Source organism: Spirosoma flavus (genome assembly GCF_054778555.1).
In genome coordinates this window covers 37,453-59,664 of record NZ_BAAGZL010000008.1, presented here as the reverse complement: position 1 = coordinate 59,664, position 22,212 = coordinate 37,453, and the positions used below count along the sequence as shown (strand labels likewise).

Sequence of the window (22,212 nt, the reverse complement as noted above, 5' to 3'; positions counted from 1 at the left end):
AACCAGTTCGAATTAGGAAGCGTTGGCATGTACATTGAGTTTTTTATGAAAAAAGTAAGCCGCCATTTTAAAATCCATTTGTTCGCGTTGGCAGGCTGCTTATGGAGTTTGACGGTGCAGGGGCAGATAAAAGAGCCGTATCTGCCTTTGCATGGTGGCGCATTCAAGGCAATGCGGATAAAAAATTCTCCCGATCCGATTAGCAACTACCAATGGAGCAACCCAAAAGCAGACGACAGCTTACAGATTTATCCGCTGTATCCACGCCAACACATTGCCCGCCCCTCAAGCGCATTTCGGGTTGAGAAATCCGCGATTACAATTCTGGGAGCGGGAGACGTACAATTCGATTTTGGCCAGGTAAATGCCGGTTGGCTGGAATTTGATTCGGACGATTTACAAGGTGAAGTTCTGTTAAGTATCAGTGAATACAAGGAACCGGCGATTCTTAACGCGGGTGCGCAGCATCCGGCAAAAACGCTTAAACCCGTGCGGTATGGCAATACGTACCGACTTGAACTGAATGATCAACTGTATGAAGGCGTTCGGTTTGCGTGGTTGCACGTTAAAACGTTCACCAAACCCTGGAAGCTGACTAATTTCCGACTGATCTGCCAGACAAAGTCCGTTAATTACCTCGGAAGTTTCTCCTGCAATGATACCCTGCTTAACCGCATCTGGTATACGGGTGCTTACACGGTGAAACTCAACCTGCTGCAAAATTATCTGGGGGCTATTCTGATGGAACGTAGCGACCGGCATTCCTGGACGGGCGATGCGTATCCGTCGCAAGCCGCGTCGATGGTGGCGTTTGGTAATTTCGATTTTGTCCGTAAAAACATTGCGTTTACCTCTTCGCAGGATAATGGGATTCCAGCTTATTCGATGTATTGGGTATTGGGATTGCTGGACTACTTCACGTATACCGGTGATACCACCTTTTTCAAAAACTACCTTGATAACGCTACGAAGCGGCTGGATAAAGCTTTCCAGCAGTTTGATGCGTTACCCAACCTAAGCTTTATGGGGTGGGATGAGCGGCTGGGCGCAGGATTTGAGCGGCCCAACATCGCCGAAAGTCAACGGGCTTACCGCTGGTTATGCATCAACGCCTGGTCGAAATTTTCTCAAGGTATGCTAACGATTGGCGATACGGCCCTGGCGGCTAAATACAGTCGTTATGCAACGCTGAAAAAACAGCAGCTTGTGGCTGACCAGTTTTCGAACTATGGTGTGCATGCGTTGGCCGAAGTATTTAATGCCGGGCAGGACCAATCAACGAGCTTACAGGCGTTGGCAAAAAAATGGTTTAGTGATCGAAACACCCGACTTTCCTATTCGCCCTTCAACCAGTATTTCATTTTGCAGGGGATGGCCCATGCTGGCTACAAAAATGAAGCGATCACCACCCTTATCGATCAATGGGGTGGACAAATTAAGTATGGTGGTACTACGTTCTTTGAAGTGTTTCGACCCTCTTGGAACGACGTATTAGCTCCGAACAGTGCCCCGATTAATAATCAGTGTGGCTATACCAGTTTAACCCATCCCTGGGGAGCAGGTGTATCGAAGTGGTTATCAGAAGAAATTTTGGGAATACGGCCCGATTCACCTGGCTTTAAAACGTTCAGCATTATTCCTTTTTTGACGGAATCGATTTCCCAGGTCAAAGGCTCGGTGCCCACCCCTTGGGGCGTCATATCGGCGTCGTTCAACTCACTTACTGGTGATTGCGCAGTACGTGTTCCTGTCGGTGCGACAGCGACGAAATTAGGTCTCCCCAAGAATGGCAGGCTCATTAAACAGATAACGGTCAATAACCAGCCAGTTAAGGCAGCGGACGAAGATGCGAATTACGTGTATCTTCGAAACCTTTCTCCAGGCAGCTATGCCATCAAGATACGTTATGAAAAAGGCTCACCAGCTTTTAACACCCAATCAGATAAATGGCAGTATGCCGTAACTTCATTCACTGTCGACTCAATCACCGGGGGGAATTGGAAAAATCGGTATGGGAAAGATGGTTATTTCTTCGCAGGGAATAAACGCGAGGAAAACCTACTTAAAAAGCCAGCGTACATTGATTCGGTGCGGGTCATCAGAGCGATCAATCAGTCGTGGGAAGCTAAAACGGCTGATTCTCGCGCTTTGCAACAAGAAAAAACGAATGATCGGTTTGCTAGTGCTTTCATCACGCAAGATCCTAAAGCTACCCTCCAGACCTTTACACTGGACGTCTTTAGCCACACCCGCGAACCCTACTACTTAACACTTTATTTTCTGGACTGGGACCGCAAAGGCAGACGCTCGGCTATTGAATTATTTGACGCTGAAACGCTCGAAATCCTGGCCCCAGTTCAAGTAGTCGACACCTACCGAAACGGCAAATATATTCGCTTCAAGATAGACCACTCCGTTCGAGTTCGGATCAATCACGTACGAGGGCCAAACGCAGCCTTAGCTGGAATCTTTTTTAACTAATTAATATAGAATCGTCATTCTGAAAACGGGACTATCTATTTAAACGAATAGCATTATTATGAAAACAGAAATTACTCCACAAGACGTTGCCCGCTACCAACAGGATGGCTTTATTGTTTTCGAAGACTTCCTGTCAGCGCATGAATTAGCCGAGTGGCGAACTGCGTTGGATGAAGCGCTGGCAAACCGGAAAGGGAATAAACTGCCGGACCGGAAGGAGGTGTACGGCAAAGGGGATGATGCCGATAAATCATACTACGACAACGTATTTGACCAATTGCTTAATCTCTGGCAGGACAATCCGGGCATCAGAAAACTCATGCTCGACGAGCGGATCGGAAAAATGGCGGCCCAACTGGCCGAAGTGGAGGGAATACGGATTTGGCACGATCAGGCGCTCATCAAAAAACCCTGGGCCAATCCAACCTCCTGGCATCTGGATACCCCGTACTGGTCGTTTACCGACCGGAGGGCGTTATCGATTTGGGTAGCGCTGGATGACGCTACACTGGAAAATGGCTGCCTGTTTTTTATCCCAGGATCGCACCAGCAAACTACCTTCGAGAATCCTGGGATCGGTAAGAATATGGGCGCTATTTTTACGACCTATCCGCAATTTTATAAAGCCAAATCGGTAGCTGTGCCCATGAAAGCGGGAAGTTGCTCGTTTCACAACGGGCTAACCATCCACGGAGCCCACGCGAATATGACGCCCGGCTACCGACGGGCAATGACCTGTGCTTATATGCCCGATGGCAATACGTTCAATGGCACCCAGAACATCCTGAGTGATGACGAAGTGGCTAAATTATCGATCGGTAGTCTACTTAATAATGAAGCAATAACCCCTTTGATTTATTCCCATTCATAGTCCGTATGTATTGGTAGTATTGCAGCGGGCCGCTTTATTCAGAATAGAACGTGTATGTTTTTAAGACTGAAATTTCTTTTTTGGCTGAGTTTTTTCCAATTGGCGTGTCTGGTCGTAGAGGCTAAAATTCCTGGCATTGACCATAACCCCACGACCAGCACCATTACGATTACCGTTCCAGATAAGAAATTGGTCCTGGTGATTGACTACGCTGCTGGCTGCACCGTGAAAGAGCTACGAATCAATACAGAAAATACGTTATCAAAAGCGGGGATTTTTACAGGAATCAAAAGCGGGAACAAACAATACAGCTCCCAAAAACTGCTGGGTCAGCCTTACGTACGTGAGGATTCTTCTGGTCTAACTATCCAAGGTGTAACCTATGGTGATTCAGCGAATAAGGTTACTGAGGACTGGCATTTCCGTTTACGTAGTGATAAAATCATTTGGTCAATAATTCGCGTATATAGTAGGCCGTTAGATCTTCAGGAAACCGCTTTTCCACAATGGAATTTTAGCGGAATGGCTCAGTGGAAAGGAGGCATACTGGACAATGGAGGGGTAGTCTGGTGTAAATACTTTAAACAAAGGGAGGATTCGTATGGGGTTCACACAGGTGGCGTTACGTTCTGGAATGATCGCAGCGGCAATGGGTTGCGTATTCAGGCTAGTTCGAAAGACGCACTTGCCACGAAATACACCCACAGCCCGCAGGATGAATTTACCTGTACGCATTCGGTAACCCCTTCTTATTTACTGCCGAGGTATGGCCTAAGCCGCTTTGTCGGTGGTAAAGCGGACATCTTCTCGGGTTTTACGACGCAAAATCAGGTAGCGACGGTTCAATTCGAACTGCAGTACGTAGACTATACGAAAGAATACTCCCGTGGCAGACTCCCCGGTATCGATAGTCTGGCCGTTCGTGAGCTGCTCAATACGACAGGACGCTACGGAGTGGTCGACAATGCCATCGTCGGGGGGAATGGCTGGCTAACCAATTGGAAGTGCTTACATGAACCTTTTTTTGCCCAGATAGGCCTGGCGGTAAATGACCCCAATTATACCAGAAACCTGTCCGCTACGCTCGATCAGGAGCGGGATCAGGCAATGCTGGCTGACGGGCGGGTGCTGTCGCGGTGGCATAACGCACCGGGTGACGAAATACCGGGGACCTACAACAAAGAAACGGGTTACTATGAAGCCATGTGGGGATACACCATTGATTCACAGACGGGTTATGTCATTAATACCAGTGAGCAATTTGCCCAGACGGGTAACCTGGCCTGGCTCCGTACACACCAGAATAGCTGCGAAAAAGCACTGGATTGGTTGATTCGGCGGGATGCCAATCAAAATGGTATTTTCGAGATGATGAATATGGGTATTGCTGAACAGAAGGCTAGTGACTGGGTGGACATTGTTTGGGCCAGTTATGAAAATGCGTTTGTAAACGCTCAGTTGTATGAATCGCTTACGCTTTGGGCCGATTGTGAGCGGGTGCTGGGTAATCCTCAGAAGGCTGCTTACTACGTAGCTATTGCCGCCCGATTGAAAAAGGCGTTCAATCAACCCGTGGAGAAAGGTGGTTTCTGGTCAGAGGCCAACCAGCAATACGTTTACTGGCGGGATCAGGATGGCTCGGTGCATGGGGACAATCTGGTCACGCCGGTAAATTTTGCCGCTATTGCTTTTGGCCTCTGCGATGATCCACGGCGTATCAGCCAGATTCTTCAGCAGATCGAGCAGCGAATGGCTAACGAAAAGCTGTTTCACTGGCCACTCTGTTTTGACTCGTTTAAGCGCGAGGAAGTTCAGCGTGGAAACTGGCCTTTTCCTAAATACGAGAATGGCGATATTTTCCCAACCTGGGGCTACCTGGGAATCCGGGCTTACGCTACGTACAATAACCAGACGGCTCTGCGCTACGTTAATAATTTGCTGGCCCAGTACCGAAAAGACGGGCTATCGTCCCAGCGCTATAGCCGAAAAACCCAACAGGGTCTGGGCGACGATATTCTGGCGGGAATCAGCACGACGATAACCGCCTTGTACCGGGATATTTACGGAATTCGGCCAAAGTGGAACCGGATGGGACTTGAGCCGAATATGAGCAAATCACTCGATGGTACGAAATTTACGTATACCTTACGAGACACAACGTATCAAGTTGATTTACAGGTTGGTCACTATAAGCTGAGTACCAAAGACTTTTCGGTTATCAGCCGCGAGCGGTTTGGCGTTAGCAATGTGGTCAATACGCTAACCTATTTTCACAACAACGACGAACGTTCTCGGCTCCAGATTAATACCCCAGCTAATACATTTGTTCTGGTTCAAATTAATTCTTGGAAGCCCGATTTACGTGCTTGGACAACCAAATCAACGGCTCAACATACGTTCACAATCACCGATCTACGTCCGAATGCGCGTTACCGAATCAAAATCAACAACCAGGCAAAAGTCATTAAAGCAAACCCAGATGGCGAAATAAAGCTAAACCATGATTGCCGGAACACAACGACGTTTACCGTAACGAAGTTAAGCTAATGCATAATATTTACGTAGAGACATTGTCGTTTTCGGCGTTTTGAATGACTACAACTTTTAGAGTTTAATCAATGCATTTTCAGCATAGATAGGTTGGTTTTGTAAATGTCCGGCAGATTAGCTGCCGGACAATTTATCACAATAAGAATCTAATTGATCAGAAAATATAGCGGTTAAAACATGGCAGAAACGTACAAAACAATCTAAAATACAATGAGGTATAGGAAATGAACACGAAGCTTCTTCTTTTCCTATTTCAGCACTATACTCAAATGAAAAACCACCTATCCGTTTTATTGAGTTGCATCTGTTTTTTAGGATCACAAGCTGCCTTTTCTCAACATGAGCGCTACGTCGATGGAAGACCAGCGGCTCGTCATCGAATTGATTGTAACGATCAGGGTGTAGTGCTGCACTATGGCGATGGAAAAGACAGCTGTGATGTGTATGGGGCGAGAGAAGCTGTATTAAATAAAGTAGGCAATACGTATTACCTATTTTATGACGGAGCTGGAAAAGATGGCTGGAAAGCCTGCCTGGCCACCAGCGCAGATTTAAAAACATGGACGAAAAAAGGTGCCATTCTCGAACTGGGTAATTCGACAGAAAACGACGCAAAAAGCGCGTCATCGCCCTGGGTCATAAACGATAAAAACACCTGGCACATGTTTTATCTGGGTACGCCAAACGCAACCCCTGCCCCTGATCGGATTCCCGCCTTTCCCTATCTGACCATGAAAGCCAAAGCTTCGTCGATTGAAGGGCCCTGGATAAAACAGTATGACGTGCAGCCATTTACGACAAAGCCTAATACGTTCTACGCCTTGACGGCTAGCCCAGGGTTTATTATCAAATATAAAGATGAGTTTTTACAATTTTTTAGTGGTTCGGCGAATGAAAACAAGGTTGTGAAACGAACGATTGGTCTGGCAAGAACCAGGGATCTTAATAGCCCCTGGAATATCATCGAGACGCCTGCCTTCCCATTGGAGGAGCAGATTGAAAACTCAAGTCTTTATTATGATAAGAGTCAAAAAACGTGGTATCTGTTCACCAATCACATTGGTATTACCAAAGAAGGGGTCGAGTTCACAGACGCGATCTGGGTGTACTGGACAAAAGATATTTTTCACTGGCAAAAAAAAGATAAAGCCATCGTCCTGGACAAACAAAACTGTAGTTGGTCCAAAGGAGCGATTGGTATGCCTACGGTCATTCAAACGGGAAACAGGTTGGCGCTGCTCTACGACGCAGCGTCCGGCGAAAGCATAAGTCATATGAGACGGAATATTGGGCTAGCCTGGATTTCACTACCCATCCAGATTCACAATTGACGTATGGAAATTAAGATACTCAGTCCACAGTGGGGCCATGAGCACCTGCCCATGAATGACTTTATTAATAAAATCGTTGATGCTGGTTATGATGGCATTGATACGTGGTTGCCAAGGGATCAGAAATCGAGAAGAACGTTTTTGAATAGTATCGAAAAAAAACGGCTTGTCTTTGTTGCTCATCAGCATGAAGCGGCAGGTAATACGTTTACGGAATTTCAGGCCAGTTTTAAGCGAAACCTGAAGGCGTGTGCAGACGCATTGCCCGTGCTCATCAATTCACATACGGGTAGAGATTATTTTACGCCGGAACAAAATCTGGCTCTAGTCGACATTGCTGCGGAGATTTCAGCCCAAACGAATATTCCGATTGTGCATGAGACTCATCGTGGCCGAATGGGGTATTCACCTCAGTCCATCGACTATCTGTTTACAAAGCGAGCAGAAATGGAGGTAACGGCCGATTTTTCGCACTGGGTATGTGTGACTGAGAGTATGTTAGCTCGTTTCAAACCGATTGTCAATGAGGCAATTTCCAGAACTCGACACATTCACGCCCGCGTGGGTTTCGAGCAGGGCCCTCAGGTAGCTGATCCCAGAGACCCGGCATGGGCTTACGCCCTCAACCAGTTTTTAGCCTGGTGGGATGCAATTGTGGAAGTGAATAAACGCAAGAACAGAGATTTGTTAACAATCACGACCGAGTTCGGACCCTTTCCCTATATGCCACAGGTTCCTTTTACCAGTAAGCCCATGGCTAATCAATTTGAGATCAACTGCTTTATGAAACAATTGCTCACTGACAGATATATTGCTGCAATGACTTCATAGTTTAGTCGCATTTTATTACTCGAAAGCATTCTGACAATATAAAGGGCAAGTAAAAACTGTCTCAAGTAAATTGTATTCTCGGAACTTATAAGTTAGTCAAAAATACTCCCTCTCACAAAAGGCTCCTTCGTGAGACGAGAGCGTTCATGGAGTTGTGTTAAAATTGCGATTGGCTAAGTTCAACAAATTGAGCGCCATCAGATAGGGCATGATGAAGGGGAAAGCAGGGATCGACACTAAGTAGGTCGCAATCACTAACGGTTCCAACGAAAAGGAGGGTAATATACTCAATAAAACGCCCACCAGGCTCAAGAGGATATAGACCCGGCAAGCACCGGTTTTGAACCAGCCCGCCGATTGTAAGCCTACCCCAAAAGCAGCCGTAGCCGAATACAAAAGAGCTACCTCCACACCGCTAATCCAACTAAAAAGCGCGCGCATGGACAAGTACCAATCGGGCCGTTTGGTCACTGAAGCGGCCGAAAAGTTGGTGAACGATTCGACTAAAAAGCTCCCCCAATACGCCATGTTGAGGGTAAATAAAGGCAGGGCTATACCCATAGCCAGTGAGCCAAGTAACCAGTACGTCTTCTCACCGCTTTGACGAAGTTGATTGGCCAGTAAGGCCAATCCAGCCGTGATTGAAATCCCTCCTGCTATTAATAACGCATAACGAATCTGTTGTTCGGTTGCCGTTTCGACCCATTCGGGTATGGACGTAGGGGGAGGTCCCATACCCGCAAAAACAGTAAACCCGATCCAGGGAATGATGATCAACAGGGCAATGGTGCCGAGTTGCTTTTGCGCAGGATGGGGATTGGTGAAGTAGTTCTTTCCCAAGCTCCAAACGGCGAATGCCATCAGCAGGGCATGGGCCAGCCAGATAGGTAGATAGAGTTGGGGTTTGCTGTGTCCGATGCCTAAAGCCACCCCAGCGGCTAAAAAGGGAATTAGGGTAAGGTAGAAGCGGCTGAGTGTTTGTAGGTTGGTCATCAGGAAGTGGATTGGCAAATCTACGCATTACCCAGCAAGCTACAACAAACGAAGTTTTCTCACAAAAAGGCTCCTACTTGAGACGAAGCAGCGTTCATGTGTCTGCTTTAAAAATGGGGCGTTAAATGAAACGGGTAAGACAAGAGTGGTTCGCACAAAGTTCTGTACTTTATACGAATATAAAACACGTCTATAATCTGGTCAGATCCATAAAATGTAGACACCTTTACCTATACAATCCTGCTTTCAACGGCCACCCACTACAGATACGGCTTCAAATACGGCCCAGTGCGGCTGGCGGGCTGTTGAGCCACTTCCCTCGGAGGCCCCTGAGCCACCACCTGACCGCCCTCATCGCCCGCGCCCGGCCCCATATCGATTACCCAATCGCTGGCCATAACGACCCGCATGGTATGCTCTACCACAATGACGGTGTTGCCCCCCGCCACCAGATTGCGGAGCTGGCCAATTAACCTATCCACGTCAGCCGGATGGAGACCCGTGGTGGGCTCATCGAGGATGTAAAGCGAGGAGCCGTTGTTGGGTCGCTGCAGCTCGGTCGCCAGCTTGATCCGCTGGGCTTCCCCGCCGGATAACTCCGTGGCAGGCTGACCCAATCGCAAATACCCTAGCCCTACTTCGCCCAGCGTCCTCAGCGAACGCAAAACGGGTGGTTCTTCCCCAAAAAAAGCGAGCGCTTCGTCAACTGTGAGGGCCAGTACCTCAGCGATGGTTTTATCCCGATAGCGGACTGCCAGGGTTTGGTCATTGTAGCGGGCTCCGTGGCAAACCGGGCAGGGTTTATACACGCTGGGTAGAAACAACAACTCGACCATCACAAACCCTTCGCCCTGACAGTGTGGACAGCGACCTTTGGCCACGTTGAACGAAAACTGGCCAGCATCGTAGCCGCGCTCGCGGGCCAACGGCGTGGCGGCAAATAGTTTCCGGACGGCATCAAACAGGCCCGTGTAGGTCGCCATGTTCGAGCGGGGCGTGCGACCAATGGGCTTCTGATCAACCCGAACCAGGCGCTTGATACGTTCCAGGCCGCCGATGATTTGACCGCCCGTCGTAACCGGCTTTTCCTCCTCCATGGAATCCCCTTCGTCCTCATCGGTCAAGGATTGCCCCAGATGGTCCGCGACGAGCTCGACCAGCACCTGACTAATCAAACTGGACTTGCCCGAACCCGACACACCGGTCACCGCGGTCAGCACGCCCAGGGGAATGGCTACGTCCAGCGCCTGTAAATTATTCCGGCTTACTCCGACCAACCGAAGCCAGTCCGACGGGGAAAGGGGTGGTGCTACGGCATTTTTTTTCGAGGCAAACAAATAGGGTCGGGTTTGCGATGCGGTGATGTGGGCCAGCCCCGCCACTGGGCCACTGTAAAGAATCTGCCCGCCCTGCTCACCCGCCCCCGGCCCGACATCGACCAGCCAATCAGCCTGCCGGATTACATCCAGATTATGTTCAACAACGAACAGGGAATTACCGGCCTGTTTTAAGCCAGCCAGCGCAGAAAGCAACGCTTCGGTGTCGGAAGGGTGCAGGCCCGCCGAGGGTTCATCCAGTACGTACACCACCCCAAACAGATTCGAGTAAAGCTGGGTGGCCAGCCGCAGCCGTTGCAGTTCACCCGGCGATAGCGTGGGTGTGCTACGTTCGAGAGACAAATATCCCAAACCCAGTTGAAGCAACACCTGTAGACGGGCAACCAAATCGGTGGTGATCCGGCGAATCACTTCCGCCCGCTCGGGCTGGGCTTCGTTCGGGTCATCGGTATAGAGTTGGAGAATAGTCGTCAGGCGCTTGAGGGGTAATTCGGACAGATCCGTAATATCCAGTCCAGCAAACGTAACGCTTAGCGATTCGGGCCGTAGCCGTTTCCCGTGACAGGTTGGACAGCGAGTTTGGAGCATAAACGCCGATACCCGCTTTTTCATCAACTGACTTTGGCTATTGGCAAACGTATGCAGTACGTGCCGCCGGGCGCTGCTGAACGTACCCATGTAATCGGGCGGCTACTTTCGGCCAATGGCCCGGCGTGTATGTTCAGGTGTATATCCGGGATACACCGGAACAACGGGCTGCTCTTCGGTGAATAAAATCCAATCGCGTTGCTGCCGGGGAAGCTCCTGCCAAGGCTTGTCGACGTCGTAGCCCAGCGACACCAGAATATCGCGCAGGTTCTGACCGCCCCAGGCCTGCGGCCAGGCTGCCACCGCCCGCTGCCGGATGGTGAGCGAGGGGTCAGGCACCATCGATGCCTCGGTAACCTCATAAACGCTGCCCAGCCCGTGACAGGTCGGACAGGCTCCTTCGGGCGTATTGGCTGAAAAAGATTCGGCGTAGAGAATTCCCTGTCCCGACGGGTAGTTTCCGGCTCGGGAATACAGCATCCGCACCAGGTTACTGAGCGTAGTGACACTGCCCAAGGATGAGCGGGTAGTTGGTGTACCTCGCTGCTGTTGCAGGGCAACGGCCGGGGGTAAGCCTTCGATAGCGTCAACTTCGGGAACGGCCATCTGGTTGAAGAGCCGCCGGGTGTAGGGAGATACCGACTCTAAATACCGACGTTGGGCTTCAGCGTAGAGGGTACCGAAAGCCAGGGATGATTTACCGGAACCGGAGATGCCCGTAAACACTACCAGGGCATCCCGGGGAATGGCTACGTCGATATTTTTAAGATTATGTTGCCGGGCTCCGCGTATGCGGATGAAACCCTGATGGTCCTGTTCAGACGGAGAATTCACTTTGTTCGTGGGTGGCTTTTCTTGGGTAACTGTTGCTGGTCAGTCGTTGTTAGATGGCGAATCGAGTTTCTGATTCGGCATATAGTTTAAACATTTGCCAGTCAAGTCAGAAAGTAGCTGCTTCGTCATTCCGTACCGGCGGACCAGTCGGAATGACGAAGACAGCTTCATTAGTTTAGATTTGATTCCTTGCAAGGCAGGTGTACAACCACCTTACAAGGAATCAAATCTGCTATTGCGGAGCAAAAACAACCCGCATGGTTTCTTTCTTATTGAACAGATCGTAGCCTTTCATGCCCTCATCGAGCGACATTTTGTGCGTGAGCATGAAACCTGAATTAAGCTCCCCTTTTTGCAGATGCTCCAGCAACCGGGGAATGTACCGCTGCCCGTGTTGCTGACCCATTCGGAAGGTCAGGGCTTTGTTCATAGCCGCACCCATCGGGATGCTGTCTACCAGGCCGCCATAAACGCCAATAATCGAAACGGTTCCGCCTTTCCGACAGGCTAAGATAGCTTCCCGCAGTACAATCGGCCGGTCGGATTCCAGGCGGACAAACTGCTTGGTTTTGTCGTAATAATAATCCAGCCCTTCGCTGACCGCTTCCATGCCCACACAGTCGATGCAGCGGTCGGGGCCACGCCCACCGGTCATCTCACGCAACGCTTCCTGAATATCGACTTTCGAGAAATCCAGCACTTCGGCTCCGCTGATGTCTTTCGCCATCCGCAGCCGGTCGGGCTCACGGTCGATGGCAATCACGCGGGACGCGCCCAGCAGAAAAGCACTTTGAATGGCCATTTGACCAACTCCTCCGCATCCCCATATGGCCACTACGTTGCCCGGCTGGATGTCGGCTAAATCAGCAGCCATAAAGCCCGTCGGGAGGGCATCCGATGCAAACACAGCGGCTTCGTCGGGCAAGCCTTCGGGAATGACAAAGCAGCCCCGGTCGGCGTACGGTACGCGGATATAGTCGGCATGCGAACCGGCATAACCGCCAAAGGCGTGCGAGTACCCGAAAATCCCCGCTGGCGAATCGCCGTAGACTTTTTCCGGTATCCAGGCGTGGGGATTGGAGTTGTCGCAGAGCGACCATTGTGTACTCTGGCAATATTGGCACTCGCCACACCCCAGAATCGAGCACACCACTACGCGGTCGCCTTTTTTCAGATTCTTCACCTCGGAGCCTATTTCGACTACTTCGCCCATAAACTCATGGCCAATGATGTCGCCTTCGCGCATCGTTGGTACGTAGCCGTTGAGCAGGTGGAGGTCGGAGCCGCAAACCGATGACAGAATAACCCGCAGAATCGCATCTTTGGGATTGATGATGGTTGGGTCGGGAACCCGCTCTGTGCGCAGGTCGCCAACACCGTTATAACATAGCGCTTTCATGTTTTTCGTCTATTTTGGCGTGTTCAGATACAGGTTTCTTATCGGATTGTTGCTCATTTTTCCGACCGGACGGCTGCCCTTCGATGGTCGTGATTTCGCCGGTTTCCAGCAATTGCTTGAACCGACGCAGGTCCTGTTTGATCATTTCCTCAAAAGCCGGGTTGAACAGTTTCATGATCGCACCGCCCAATTGCCCGGCTGGTGGACGATACTGGATCACCGCGTGAACTTCCGTACCCTGACCATTGGGCGCATCGATGAAACTGACTTCACCGGCGTTGTCAATCCGGGCATCGGCGACTGATTTCCAGACCAACCGCTCGTTTTTCACCTCCTCAAGGATCTCCGCATCCCACTCCACCGTTCCCAGTGTTTTCGCGAGGAGACCATCCGAGAGTTTCGCTACCCAATGCGACCGTTTGTTGTCGAGTTGTCGAACTTCGCTCAGATGAAACATAAATTGGGGCAGGTTCTCCAGTTGCCGCCAGTAGGCATATACCTCTTCGCGGGGTTTATTAATGGTCAGGCTTTTGGCGATTTCAATCGAATCAACCGCCTTGTCTTCAGCCTTCGGCTCGGCCGTATTTCGCCCCAGCGCCTGATTCATAGGGCAATAGCCCGACGCTCCCCGGTAGACCATAAATCCACCCAGTGTGGCCAGTACTAGCCCGCTAAACGAACCCCGTCGTAAGCCGTACGTAGCTAATAACGCTCCACCAGCCGCCGACCAGATTCGCTCGGTATCGCCAACATTGATTCGACCCGAACCGCTGGCGTCCGGTTCAATCTGTCCCATGCCCAGTACACTCGACACGGGCTGCTTTTTGTTTGCCATAATTTTAGGGAGATATAAGGTTTGTTAAGCAGGCAACTTCATTCGGTAAATGGCATAGGGTGTGGTTCGTTTGTTTTCGCCTTCGTTGTAATCGGGTTGCTTGTTGATCTGGGAGCAACTGATATACAAATAGTTATCCGTCGACATGGAATAACTGTCCGGCCAGATCAGCCTTTCATCGGACACAACATCTTCCAGTTTGTGCTCAGGCGTTATTCGGACTAGTTTGTAGTTCTGGTAATCGCCCAGGTACAGGTTGCCGTTTGAGTCGAAGATCATCCCATCTGTAACCGCAAACCTGCCCAAATCTTCCACCGCAGCCTCCCGTTGATCGTCCGACAAGGCTTCGTTTCGCAAAAATTCCGTTCGGATGCGGTAGAGTTTATTGTCGGTGAGCGGTTTGTAATACAGCCATTCGCCATCCGGTGTTAAGGCAATGCCATCGGATTGAAGATGTACCGGCTGACCCTGCTTTTTGAATTCTTTCCCGTCCACAATCAGCGTAAAGGAAGGGTCATGTTTCACCGACGGATGGTTGCGCAATACCTGCCGGATTGTTCCCGTTTCCAGATTAACCACTACAATCCCCCCTTCATTGGAATTCGTTAGATACGCTACGTTTCTACGGGTATCGACCCGCACATCGTTGATGTAGCTTTTGTTGCTTAGTACGCCCTCAAACCGATACACGTCTTCGATGCGGTCGGTCGCCAGGTTGAACTTGACCAGCTTAAAACTAGTGTCATACACCTGTTCCATGTTCGGGCAGGCCGGGTCCACTACCCACAGGTTGTTCTGCGCATCCACATAAACGGCCTGCACACAAACCCATTTATTCGTTCCGACGTCCCCTTCCTGCCAGCTGTTCCACTGCTCGTCTGGATACGGTTTCACCTGGTTATTCGGAAAGATTTCGACAACACTGTACCGGTGTGGTCCGGGCCATAACGGATAACAGCTAAACAAACGACCGTCTTTCGCGATTGCCACCCCGGTTAACTGGTAGGTATCGTCTGAAAAGACTTGTTCCAGTTGCTGACTGCTTGTATTCATGATTGAATCGATTTAATTGACAGTGTACCTCTAAATGGGTACCTATTCACTAGATGGGGAAAACGGATCAACCCAAACGTGTGCAGCTTGTGGCCTCTTCTGGGTTGATCCAATCAATCCCACCCGCTTGCTGAAACCTACGTACGCTTGGCCTTCCGTTTCAGCAGCAGGATGCCGGCCGTGATCAGTAAGCCCGTCGTCGCTGCCTTTCGGATGAAAGCAGGACGGTTGTAGGTCCATTCCGCTCGCCAGCCCCGTTCAAGCCAGGGGTTTGGAAGAACGCCGTGAACTAAGTCCGTTAGCTTTCCCTCAATGGCGTTGATGCGGTCGGCCAAGATCAGCGTCATCCAGTGGGTAGCGGTCGCTTCACTATACTGATAGGCGTAGCGACGGAGAGCCCCACTCAGGCCCGAAGGCGGTGATGACGTACCAAAGACGCGCGTAACGCCTGGTCGCTCCACCGAATGAAAGACCTCGATGTCGATGGGCTGCTGGGGCGCTTTTACATAATTGAGCCGTTCATGGTCCGCCCCGTTCCAATGCTTCATGGGGTAGGTGGGATCATTCTCCGGATCGGCATCCATGCCCCAGCCGGGGATGTCTTTCACGCGGGTATCCAGGTTGCGGTCCGCAATTGTACGGTCTTCAAATTCGGCTATTGTGTCTTCTAATACGGGTTGCATAAGACAAGGGGTTAAGCCACATTGGCGCGTGGCGGAATGAGTAAGGGTTTGATGATGTGGTCCATCTTGCCGGAAAACATGCGGTACGCATCCGACACCTCTTCCAGGGGCAACCGGTGGGTAATCAGTTCCTTGGGATTGATGCGGCCGCTCATGATATGGTCAATCAGCTTGGGCAGCAGCCGTTTGACCGAAGCCTGGTTAGCCCTCAGGGTAATGCCTTTGTTCATCAGACTACCGATGGGGACCAGGTTCCAGGGAGGGCCGTATACGCCAATGATGGACACAATGCCGCCTTTTTTTACGGAGTTGATGGCCCAGTGCAGGGCCGTGGCATCGCCGGCCTGCAGCATGAGTCCTTTCCCGGTAATGGTTTGTAAAGCACTGCCGGTGCCATCGCAGCCTACCGCATCGATACACACATCAGCGCCAAAGTAATCAGTGGCTTTTTTCAGGAACAACACCGGGTCTTTCATGTCCCGGAAGTTATAAGCCTCGGCAAAGGAAAACTTGCGGGCAAACTCCAGGCGGTAGTCTACGTGGTCGATCACAATGACCCGGGCAGCCCCGAAAAACCAGGCAAAACGGGCCGCCATCAGCCCCACTGGACCAGCGCCAAACACCACCACGGTATCGCCTTTCTGAATACCGCCCTGCTCGGCAGCCTGGTAGCCCGTCGGCACTACGTCCGTCAGCAGGACGGCGTTTTCCAGGTCCATGCCGTCGGGAATTACAGTGGGACTCACATCGGCGTAGGGTACCCGAACGTATTCGGCCTGTCCGCCATCGTAGCCACCGCCCGTGTGGGCATAGCCAAAAAAGCCGCCGACGGCGGTGGCCTCGGGATTGGACTCATGGCAGTTGCCATAGAGTTCCTGCTTGCAATGCGGGCAGGTGCCGCAGGCCACGTTAAACGGCACCAGCACGTGGTCGCCCACTTTTAGTTTTTGCACGCCCGAGCCTATGGCTTCGACGATGCCGGTGAACTCATGGCCAAAGGTCATGCCTACCCGGGTATCGGGCACGCGACCGTGATAGAGGTGCAGGTCGGATCCGCACACCAGGGATCGGGTGACCCGGACAATAGCATCATACGGATGCTTGATCTCGGGTTCAGGCTTGTTCCGGTCTACCCGGATTTGCCGGGCCCCGCGAAAATTCATTGCTATCATAGCAACCTGGGATTAAACGTGAGTAAACGAATTGACTGAAGACGTCAAGCCGAATTGAGAAGCCAACCTATGCGCTTGCCATACCGGCAAAACGCCCCCTTCAGCGCTCATGACAGGTGTAGAAACTTATCTGAGCCGTGGGTTAAAAAGGCGCAACATCCACCAGTAAGTATTCCGGCAAGCACCCACGCCCACGCTTGTGGCGTGAATCGTTTGGGTTTTCAGAAGAGAATGTCGTGGGATCGGGCAAACCAGACCACCCGTTATGACTCATTTTCCCTTCAGACGGAGCAACATCACCTCACCGTAGCTTGGTTGACAGACTTGTCGTATGAGCTGTCAGCAAGCCTATTCATCTTGTCGCCATACAGCAGCATGGTCTTCCTGCTGTAAGCTGCACATTGTTGTTCTGATAGGTGGCTATCAGCATCGTCCAGGCGGTATCAGCAAGTTTTTTTAGGTTTACTTACCGAGCGAGCCGCATCAGTCAAGCCCTCGACTTGTCCCCAAAAGACTCTTTTGTCTTTAAGGCAGTTAAGAATCCGAATAGATAATGAGGTATTGGACCTACCTGCCGAAGGGAGTTGGAAGGGCTGATTAACACGCTGCCTTGTGGGAAGGTGATCCGAGTAAGCCCTCAACAAGCTAATGAATACGATTTGTCAGCCAATCTTGGCAACGTGCCAGCTACCAGCTTCTAACAACGAATCGTAGCTTGCGTGATATTAGTTGGCTTGGTAGTTTGATCACCCACAAGCCCGCTGGCTAGGCCACGGCATGAAGGCAAGAAGCGGTCCCGCTCCGACCCAGGGACCGTTGTGACTGAATTGTTCAGAAATTTAAACCGTATCGATTCGCCTATTCAGCGTAAGTCCTGCTCAGCTTACAGGGGCATTTCGTTCATCCATTGGATTGGACGGCTCTGACTTACTGCTTACCGATTTATAGTTTAGGTAAGCGCCAGGTTGGGAACGGCACCTATATCCTCTACAAGGCAAGGGCCCAATCAATTATCTCACTTAGGATCGTCTCAAAACGGACAGATGCTCAAAACAGACAAACCGATTGCCTTTCCCCTGCTGAACCAACTGCTGTTGAAGGATGTGCATCTGTTGGGCTTGGGCAAGTCTAAGTGCCGACCGTTTTTGCTGCTGGGCTTGACGCAACAGCCTTAAGCTCACTAATAGATCACGGAACAGGGGACCTGCGTTATTCCATTTTTTGGTGTACGTCGTCAAATGAAAGTGGACAAAAAGAGTGGAAATGGGAAGAGACAATTTGTTAATCGCACCGGCAACCCGGTTGTTTCACCTAAATCACCTTGGTTATGTCCAATTCAACCAAAAAATCTCCTCCTAGCCGTTCTAAAACGACTCAAGCCACTTCCTCTGAGCGCAAACCCGCGCTATCTATCATTAAAGACATCCAGCGACAGACCCGACGCCAATACACGGCTGAAGAAAAAATACGTATTGTGTTAGAAGGATTGCAAGGCGAACAATCAGTTGCTGAAATCTGTCGGCGAGAAGGGCTCAATACCAATATTTATTACCGTTGGAGTAAGGACTTTCTCGAAGCTGGTAAAAAGCGATTGGCAGGTGATACCACCCGAGAGGCTACCGCCCCCGAAGCACAATCGATCAAGTCCGAAAATGAGGCTCTCAAACAACTGGTGGCCGAGTTAATCCTGGAGAATCGGGTGTTATCCGCCACCGCGGCTTAAAGCCGACGACTAATCGCTACCATCACATGACTCAGTCTGAGAAAATGGCGGCCGCCGCGCGGAAATCATCACGCTGGTCGAGCAGTCATCTTTAAGTGTCAAAGCCACCCTTCGTGAGTTAGGTATCAATCGATCTACCTTTTATGAGTGGTACAAACGCTATTTAAGTGACGGCTTTGATGGCTTGGCTGATCCAGCTTATCGTCGCACCAGTGCCTGGAACCAGTTACCACCCGCTGAAAAAGGGCGCGTTGTTGAACTAGCTTTCGAACGCCCTGATCTATCTTGTCGGGAACTAGCCTGTTATATTGTTGATAATGAAGGGTGCCGGGCCGCCGGAGCGGTTTGTGTCCGAGTCTACGGTTTATCGTATCCTGAAAAGCCGGGGTTTAATTACGACCCCAGCTTACCGATTGATGGAAGCGGCTGATGAGTTCTATAATCCCACTACGGCACCCAACCAGCTCTGGCAGACTGACTTTACCTACTTTAAGATCAAGAATTGGGGCTGGTATTATCTGTCGACAGTGCTGGATGACTATTCACGCTACATCTTAGCTTGGGAATTGTGTCCAGGTATGCAAGCAACGGACGTAGAGCGCACCATGCAAACAGCTTTGAAAGCGAGCAGTCTGAAAAGCGGTCAACGGCCCCGCATGTTGTCAGACAATGGGTCGGCCTATGTGTCTCGGTATTTAAAGGAGTATCTAAAAGGGGAAAGTATTGAGCATATTCGCAGTGCGCCGTTTCACCCCATGACTCAAGGTAAGATTGAGCGCTAACGGTACGCCGTCGCGGCACCGGTCGATGAAAAATGTGCTGTTGTTGGAGCACTACTACAGTCCGGATGAATTGAGGCATCGCTTAACCGAGTGGGTCGATTATTATAATCACCAACGCTATCATGAATCGCTGGAGAATGTACGTCCCGCCGATGCCTACTGGGGCCGCCAAGAGCAAATCGTAGCCGAACGGCAAAAAATCAAGCAGCTAACGATGGCCCAACGGCGGAAAAGCGGCCCACCGCTGTGGTCATATTTTTCAGCGAGTTCAAAGTGCTTAAAACCGTCTCTTCTCTTTTCACTGCCCCGGCAGCCCGGCCGCATCTGTCCACTTTCGGTTGACGATATACACTGATTAGCGCGCAAGAAGTCGTGTTGAAACTCAATTCCCTGAGCAGTGAACAGATTCGCAGGGATGGCGAAAATTATAAGAATTTAATCACTTGGTTAACCATCAAATAGTGAGAAAGAAATTAGTTTTAATAGCGATTGTCAAAGACGGCCCTAGATTTTACTTAGTGCCATCCGATCAGCAATCCGCTGATGAACAGGCTTTAGTTAACTGGGACCACAAGCCTATCTTGTGGGTGGGTGCACAAACCCAAGAGGAGGCCATAGCCTTAGCAAAGAAAAAAATAAATGAATGGGAGCTAAGTAAGCTTCATACCAGGGAAAATACATAGCCAAATCTTACTGTATACAGAAATCAATTCCATACGCCCAATCGGCAAGGAAATACGTGTATTCTATTTAAGGGCATTGATTAACTGCGTGGCCGCCAGCACTTGAGCCTGTTGCGCTTTAGGCTCAATAGCATATGTACCAAAAAACTCGTGGGTCACTCCCTGATACAGCTGATAGGTAACCGAAACGCCCTGTGATTGAAGTTTATCCCGCAATTGCATACCCTCTGTTTGTAAAGGGTCAATTTGAGCCCCAATAATGGTTGTAGGCGGTAAGCCCGTCAGGTTAGCCACATCAACCAGCGAAATCAGGGGGTTATCGCCGTCCGCCATCGTGCGGAAATATTTGTCGACAAACCACATAACGAGCGGACGGTTCAGCGGCATAGCGTTGGCGTACTGATTGTAAGAGGGCGTATTCAGATCATTGTTGGCTACGGGGTAAACCGATATAATATGAAGTGGCTGAGCTACACCCCGGTCGCGAGCCAGCATAGCGGTAGTTACGGCCATATTTCCGCCAGCGCTCTCGCCCGCTACGGCAATTTTTCCGTTTCCATTGATGGCTGCCATATTATTCCGAACCCAGACGTAAGCTGCGTAGGAATCTTCATGAGCGGTAGGGAATTTGAACTCAGGGGCGAGTCGATAATTGACAGAAACAACAACGGCTCCCGTATTCTGAGCCAGCGCTACCGTTGAGGCTTCGTAGACGTCCGAGTTGGCAATAACCCAACCACCACCATGATAATAAACAATAACGGGCTTAGGGCCAGCGACAGCTGAAGGTGTGTAAACGGCAATTTCAATAGATGACCCGTCGAAGGTGGGAATCATTCGCTTGCTCAGACTAACATTGGCCATGGGAGGGGCGATGCGGTTCTTATCCAGCAGGGAATTTACAGCGTCTTTCACCGATGGTCTCATGCGAGCTTCTTGTGGTGTAAGCTGATAGAGTGGGGTTGGATTGAGTCGCCCCAGTTCCTCAATGATGGCCAGTGACTGCGGGGTAATATCAGGGGCATAATCAGGTTTTGGCCCTATAGACTGAATGCCCTGACCCGGCAGAGGCAGGCGGTGGTCCTGGCAGGCGGACAGTAAGCTAATGAATCCTATGCAAATTAGTAAGCAGGTAAACAGTGCGTTCTTCATTTGGCGTTGAGTTTATATTAAGTACTGTAACTGGTAGAACAATTGATAGTTTCAATGAATTAATCAGACACACTAATGGAACTGGATTTAACGAGTCAATTCCTCATTTAAAAACAAATTACAGAGTCAGTGTCAGGCTATTTCAGAGGAATACGGCGTATTACTTCTACGGTTTCATCCGTACCATCTATTTCCAGGAGGTAAATGCCGTTTTTATAAATAACTCGGGCACGGGGATTGGCTGCATAGAAATAAAAATATTTAAGTTCGTTTTGCTGCCAAACGGCCCCGTTTGAAAAAGTAAAGAGAGTTTGTTGATTTCTAAAGCCGTGAAAAGGGCCTTTTAATTTACCTACTTGTTCAACTACCGGACCCACCTTTGCTAGCGCTGATTAGTCTACTTATACGATCTTTTTAGTAGCGTGGATTTCTTCGTACACTGAAAAGAAGTTTATCCAGTGTGCACTGCCGCATCGGCGGTCCGATTGGTTATAGTAGGCAGGCATTCTATCAATTCGAAAAAAATAATAGCCAGGCCTGCTTCGTAGCCGAGCTGGTTATTCAGCAAGTGTTGCTCCACCGCTCGCTGCAACCCCGATTAGGCACCAGAAAGTTACTCGTGCTGATGCAGGGTTTTGTCCAAGAACATCAGTTAAAGATGGGGCGAGATGCGTTATTTGATTTGCTACGAGCTCACAACCTATTAGTAAAAAAGCGTCGACGTAAGGTTCAGACTACCTTTTCGAATCACTGGCAGAATCGGACCGCCGAAGCGGAAGTACCTGAATCTAATACGGGAGTATGTACCAAAGGCGCCCAACTTGTTGTGGGTGAGCGATATAACCGCACGTGCGGCCCCGCTATATTTTGGTCGGTGATGGCTTTGCTTACCTGAACGGTCCGCCGTAGCGGCT

At 50.2% G+C, this 22,212-nt stretch carries 14 protein-coding genes and 2 pseudogenes; 7 read left to right on the top strand and 9 right to left on the bottom strand.

Going from position 1 to position 22,212, the window contains the following annotated elements:
• Positions 1 to 45 precede the first annotated feature (45 nt).
• From ACYVF1_RS28825 to ACYVF1_RS28805, 5 genes are all read left to right on the top strand, one after another.
• Entirely contained in the window at positions 46 to 2,481 is a 2,436-nt protein-coding gene (locus ACYVF1_RS28825) for an alpha-L-rhamnosidase C-terminal domain-containing protein (RefSeq protein ID WP_461085555.1), read from the top strand.
• 58 nt (positions 2,482 to 2,539) lie between these two features.
• The gene (locus ACYVF1_RS28820; protein ID WP_461085553.1) at positions 2,540 to 3,352 is read left to right on the top strand and encodes a phytanoyl-CoA dioxygenase family protein; all 813 of its coding nucleotides are present in this window, start codon (positions 2,540 to 2,542) and stop codon (positions 3,350 to 3,352) included.
• A gap of 54 nt (positions 3,353 to 3,406) precedes the next feature.
• Complete coding sequence (locus ACYVF1_RS28815) at positions 3,407 to 5,899, top strand: alpha-L-rhamnosidase-related protein (RefSeq protein WP_461085551.1); 2,493 nt, start codon at positions 3,407 to 3,409, stop codon at positions 5,897 to 5,899.
• A 272-nt stretch (positions 5,900 to 6,171) separates the two neighbouring features.
• Positions 6,172 to 7,233, top strand: a complete 1,062-nt coding sequence (locus ACYVF1_RS28810; protein WP_461085549.1) for a glycoside hydrolase family protein — start codon at positions 6,172 to 6,174, stop codon at positions 7,231 to 7,233.
• Between the two features lie 3 nt (positions 7,234 to 7,236).
• Complete coding sequence (locus tag ACYVF1_RS28805) at positions 7,237 to 8,064, top strand: sugar phosphate isomerase/epimerase (RefSeq protein ID WP_461085547.1); 828 nt, start codon at positions 7,237 to 7,239, stop codon at positions 8,062 to 8,064.
• 144 nt (positions 8,065 to 8,208) lie between these two features.
• On the opposite strand, the gene ACYVF1_RS28800 is transcribed toward ACYVF1_RS28805, so the two are convergent.
• The 7 genes and pseudogenes from ACYVF1_RS28800 to ACYVF1_RS28770 form a co-directional block, all read right to left on the bottom strand.
• A complete protein-coding gene (locus ACYVF1_RS28800) occupies positions 8,209 to 9,057 on the bottom strand; it encodes a hypothetical protein (protein WP_461085545.1) in 849 nt (282 codons plus the stop codon).
• Between the two features lie 260 nt (positions 9,058 to 9,317).
• Positions 9,318 to 11,816: pseudogene (gene uvrA, locus ACYVF1_RS28795) on the bottom strand (excinuclease ABC subunit UvrA).
• 232 nt (positions 11,817 to 12,048) lie between these two features.
• Positions 12,049 to 13,215: a zinc-dependent alcohol dehydrogenase gene (locus ACYVF1_RS28790; protein ID WP_461085543.1), complete on the bottom strand. Its 1,167-nt coding sequence runs from the start codon at positions 13,213 to 13,215 to the stop codon at positions 12,049 to 12,051.
• Positions 13,196 to 14,050, bottom strand: a complete 855-nt coding sequence (locus ACYVF1_RS28785) for an SRPBCC family protein (protein ID WP_461085541.1) — start codon at positions 14,048 to 14,050, stop codon at positions 13,196 to 13,198. Before ACYVF1_RS28785 ends, ACYVF1_RS28790 begins: the two co-directional genes overlap by 20 nt.
• 24 nt (positions 14,051 to 14,074) lie before the next feature.
• Entirely contained in the window at positions 14,075 to 15,103 is a 1,029-nt protein-coding gene (locus tag ACYVF1_RS28780; RefSeq protein ID WP_461085540.1) for an SMP-30/gluconolactonase/LRE family protein, read from the bottom strand.
• A 137-nt stretch (positions 15,104 to 15,240) separates the two neighbouring features.
• Entirely contained in the window at positions 15,241 to 15,786 is a 546-nt protein-coding gene (locus ACYVF1_RS28775) for a hypothetical protein (RefSeq protein ID WP_461085538.1), read from the bottom strand.
• An 11-nt stretch (positions 15,787 to 15,797) separates the two neighbouring features.
• Positions 15,798 to 16,958 (bottom strand): zinc-dependent alcohol dehydrogenase, encoded by a 1,161-nt coding sequence (locus ACYVF1_RS28770; RefSeq protein WP_461085536.1) that lies wholly within the window; start codon positions 16,956 to 16,958, stop codon positions 15,798 to 15,800.
• Positions 16,959 to 18,285: 1,327 nt separating this feature from the next.
• Between ACYVF1_RS28770 and ACYVF1_RS28765 the strand changes: the two are divergent.
• Positions 18,286 to 19,692 (top strand): annotated as a pseudogene (locus ACYVF1_RS28765) (IS3 family transposase); the annotation flags it as partial.
• Between the two features lie 517 nt (positions 19,693 to 20,209).
• Here ACYVF1_RS28765 and ACYVF1_RS28760 read toward each other — a convergent pair.
• Positions 20,210 to 21,298 carry an alpha/beta hydrolase gene (locus tag ACYVF1_RS28760; protein WP_461085534.1) on the bottom strand — a complete coding sequence of 363 codons (1,089 nt, stop codon included), beginning with the start codon at positions 21,296 to 21,298 and terminating at the stop codon, positions 20,210 to 20,212.
• Positions 21,299 to 21,435: 137 nt separating this feature from the next.
• Positions 21,436 to 21,675, bottom strand: coding sequence for a hypothetical protein (locus ACYVF1_RS28755; protein ID WP_461085532.1), 240 nt, complete (start codon positions 21,673 to 21,675; stop codon positions 21,436 to 21,438).
• Between the two features lie 83 nt (positions 21,676 to 21,758).
• Between ACYVF1_RS28755 and ACYVF1_RS28750 the strand changes: the two genes are divergently transcribed.
• A complete protein-coding gene (locus ACYVF1_RS28750) occupies positions 21,759 to 22,193 on the top strand; it encodes a hypothetical protein (RefSeq protein WP_461085530.1) in 435 nt (144 codons plus the stop codon).
• Positions 22,194 to 22,212 lie beyond the last annotated feature (19 nt).

Bases quoted from the DNA above. Each gene is read 5' to 3' on its own strand.
- ACYVF1_RS28820 (WP_461085553.1), top strand. From the start codon at position 2,540: ATGAAAACAGAAATTACTCCACAAGACGTTGCCCGCTACCAACAGGAT.
- ACYVF1_RS28825 (WP_461085555.1), top strand. From the start codon at position 46: ATGAAAAAAGTAAGCCGCCATTTTAAAATCCATTTGTTCGCGTTGGCA.
- ACYVF1_RS28760 (WP_461085534.1), bottom strand. From the start codon at position 21,298: ATGAAGAACGCACTGTTTACCTGCTTACTAATTTGCATAGGATTCATT.
- ACYVF1_RS28815 (WP_461085551.1), top strand. From the start codon at position 3,407: ATGTTTTTAAGACTGAAATTTCTTTTTTGGCTGAGTTTTTTCCAATTG.
- ACYVF1_RS28810 (WP_461085549.1), top strand. From the start codon at position 6,172: ATGAAAAACCACCTATCCGTTTTATTGAGTTGCATCTGTTTTTTAGGA.
- ACYVF1_RS28775 (WP_461085538.1), bottom strand. From the start codon at position 15,786: ATGCAACCCGTATTAGAAGACACAATAGCCGAATTTGAAGACCGTACA.
- ACYVF1_RS28800 (WP_461085545.1), bottom strand. From the start codon at position 9,057: ATGACCAACCTACAAACACTCAGCCGCTTCTACCTTACCCTAATTCCC.
- ACYVF1_RS28805 (WP_461085547.1), top strand. From the start codon at position 7,237: ATGGAAATTAAGATACTCAGTCCACAGTGGGGCCATGAGCACCTGCCC.
- ACYVF1_RS28780 (WP_461085540.1), bottom strand. From the start codon at position 15,103: ATGAATACAAGCAGTCAGCAACTGGAACAAGTCTTTTCAGACGATACC.
- ACYVF1_RS28790 (WP_461085543.1), bottom strand. From the start codon at position 13,215: ATGAAAGCGCTATGTTATAACGGTGTTGGCGACCTGCGCACAGAGCGG.
- ACYVF1_RS28785 (WP_461085541.1), bottom strand. From the start codon at position 14,050: ATGGCAAACAAAAAGCAGCCCGTGTCGAGTGTACTGGGCATGGGACAG.
- ACYVF1_RS28770 (WP_461085536.1), bottom strand. From the start codon at position 16,958: ATGATAGCAATGAATTTTCGCGGGGCCCGGCAAATCCGGGTAGACCGG.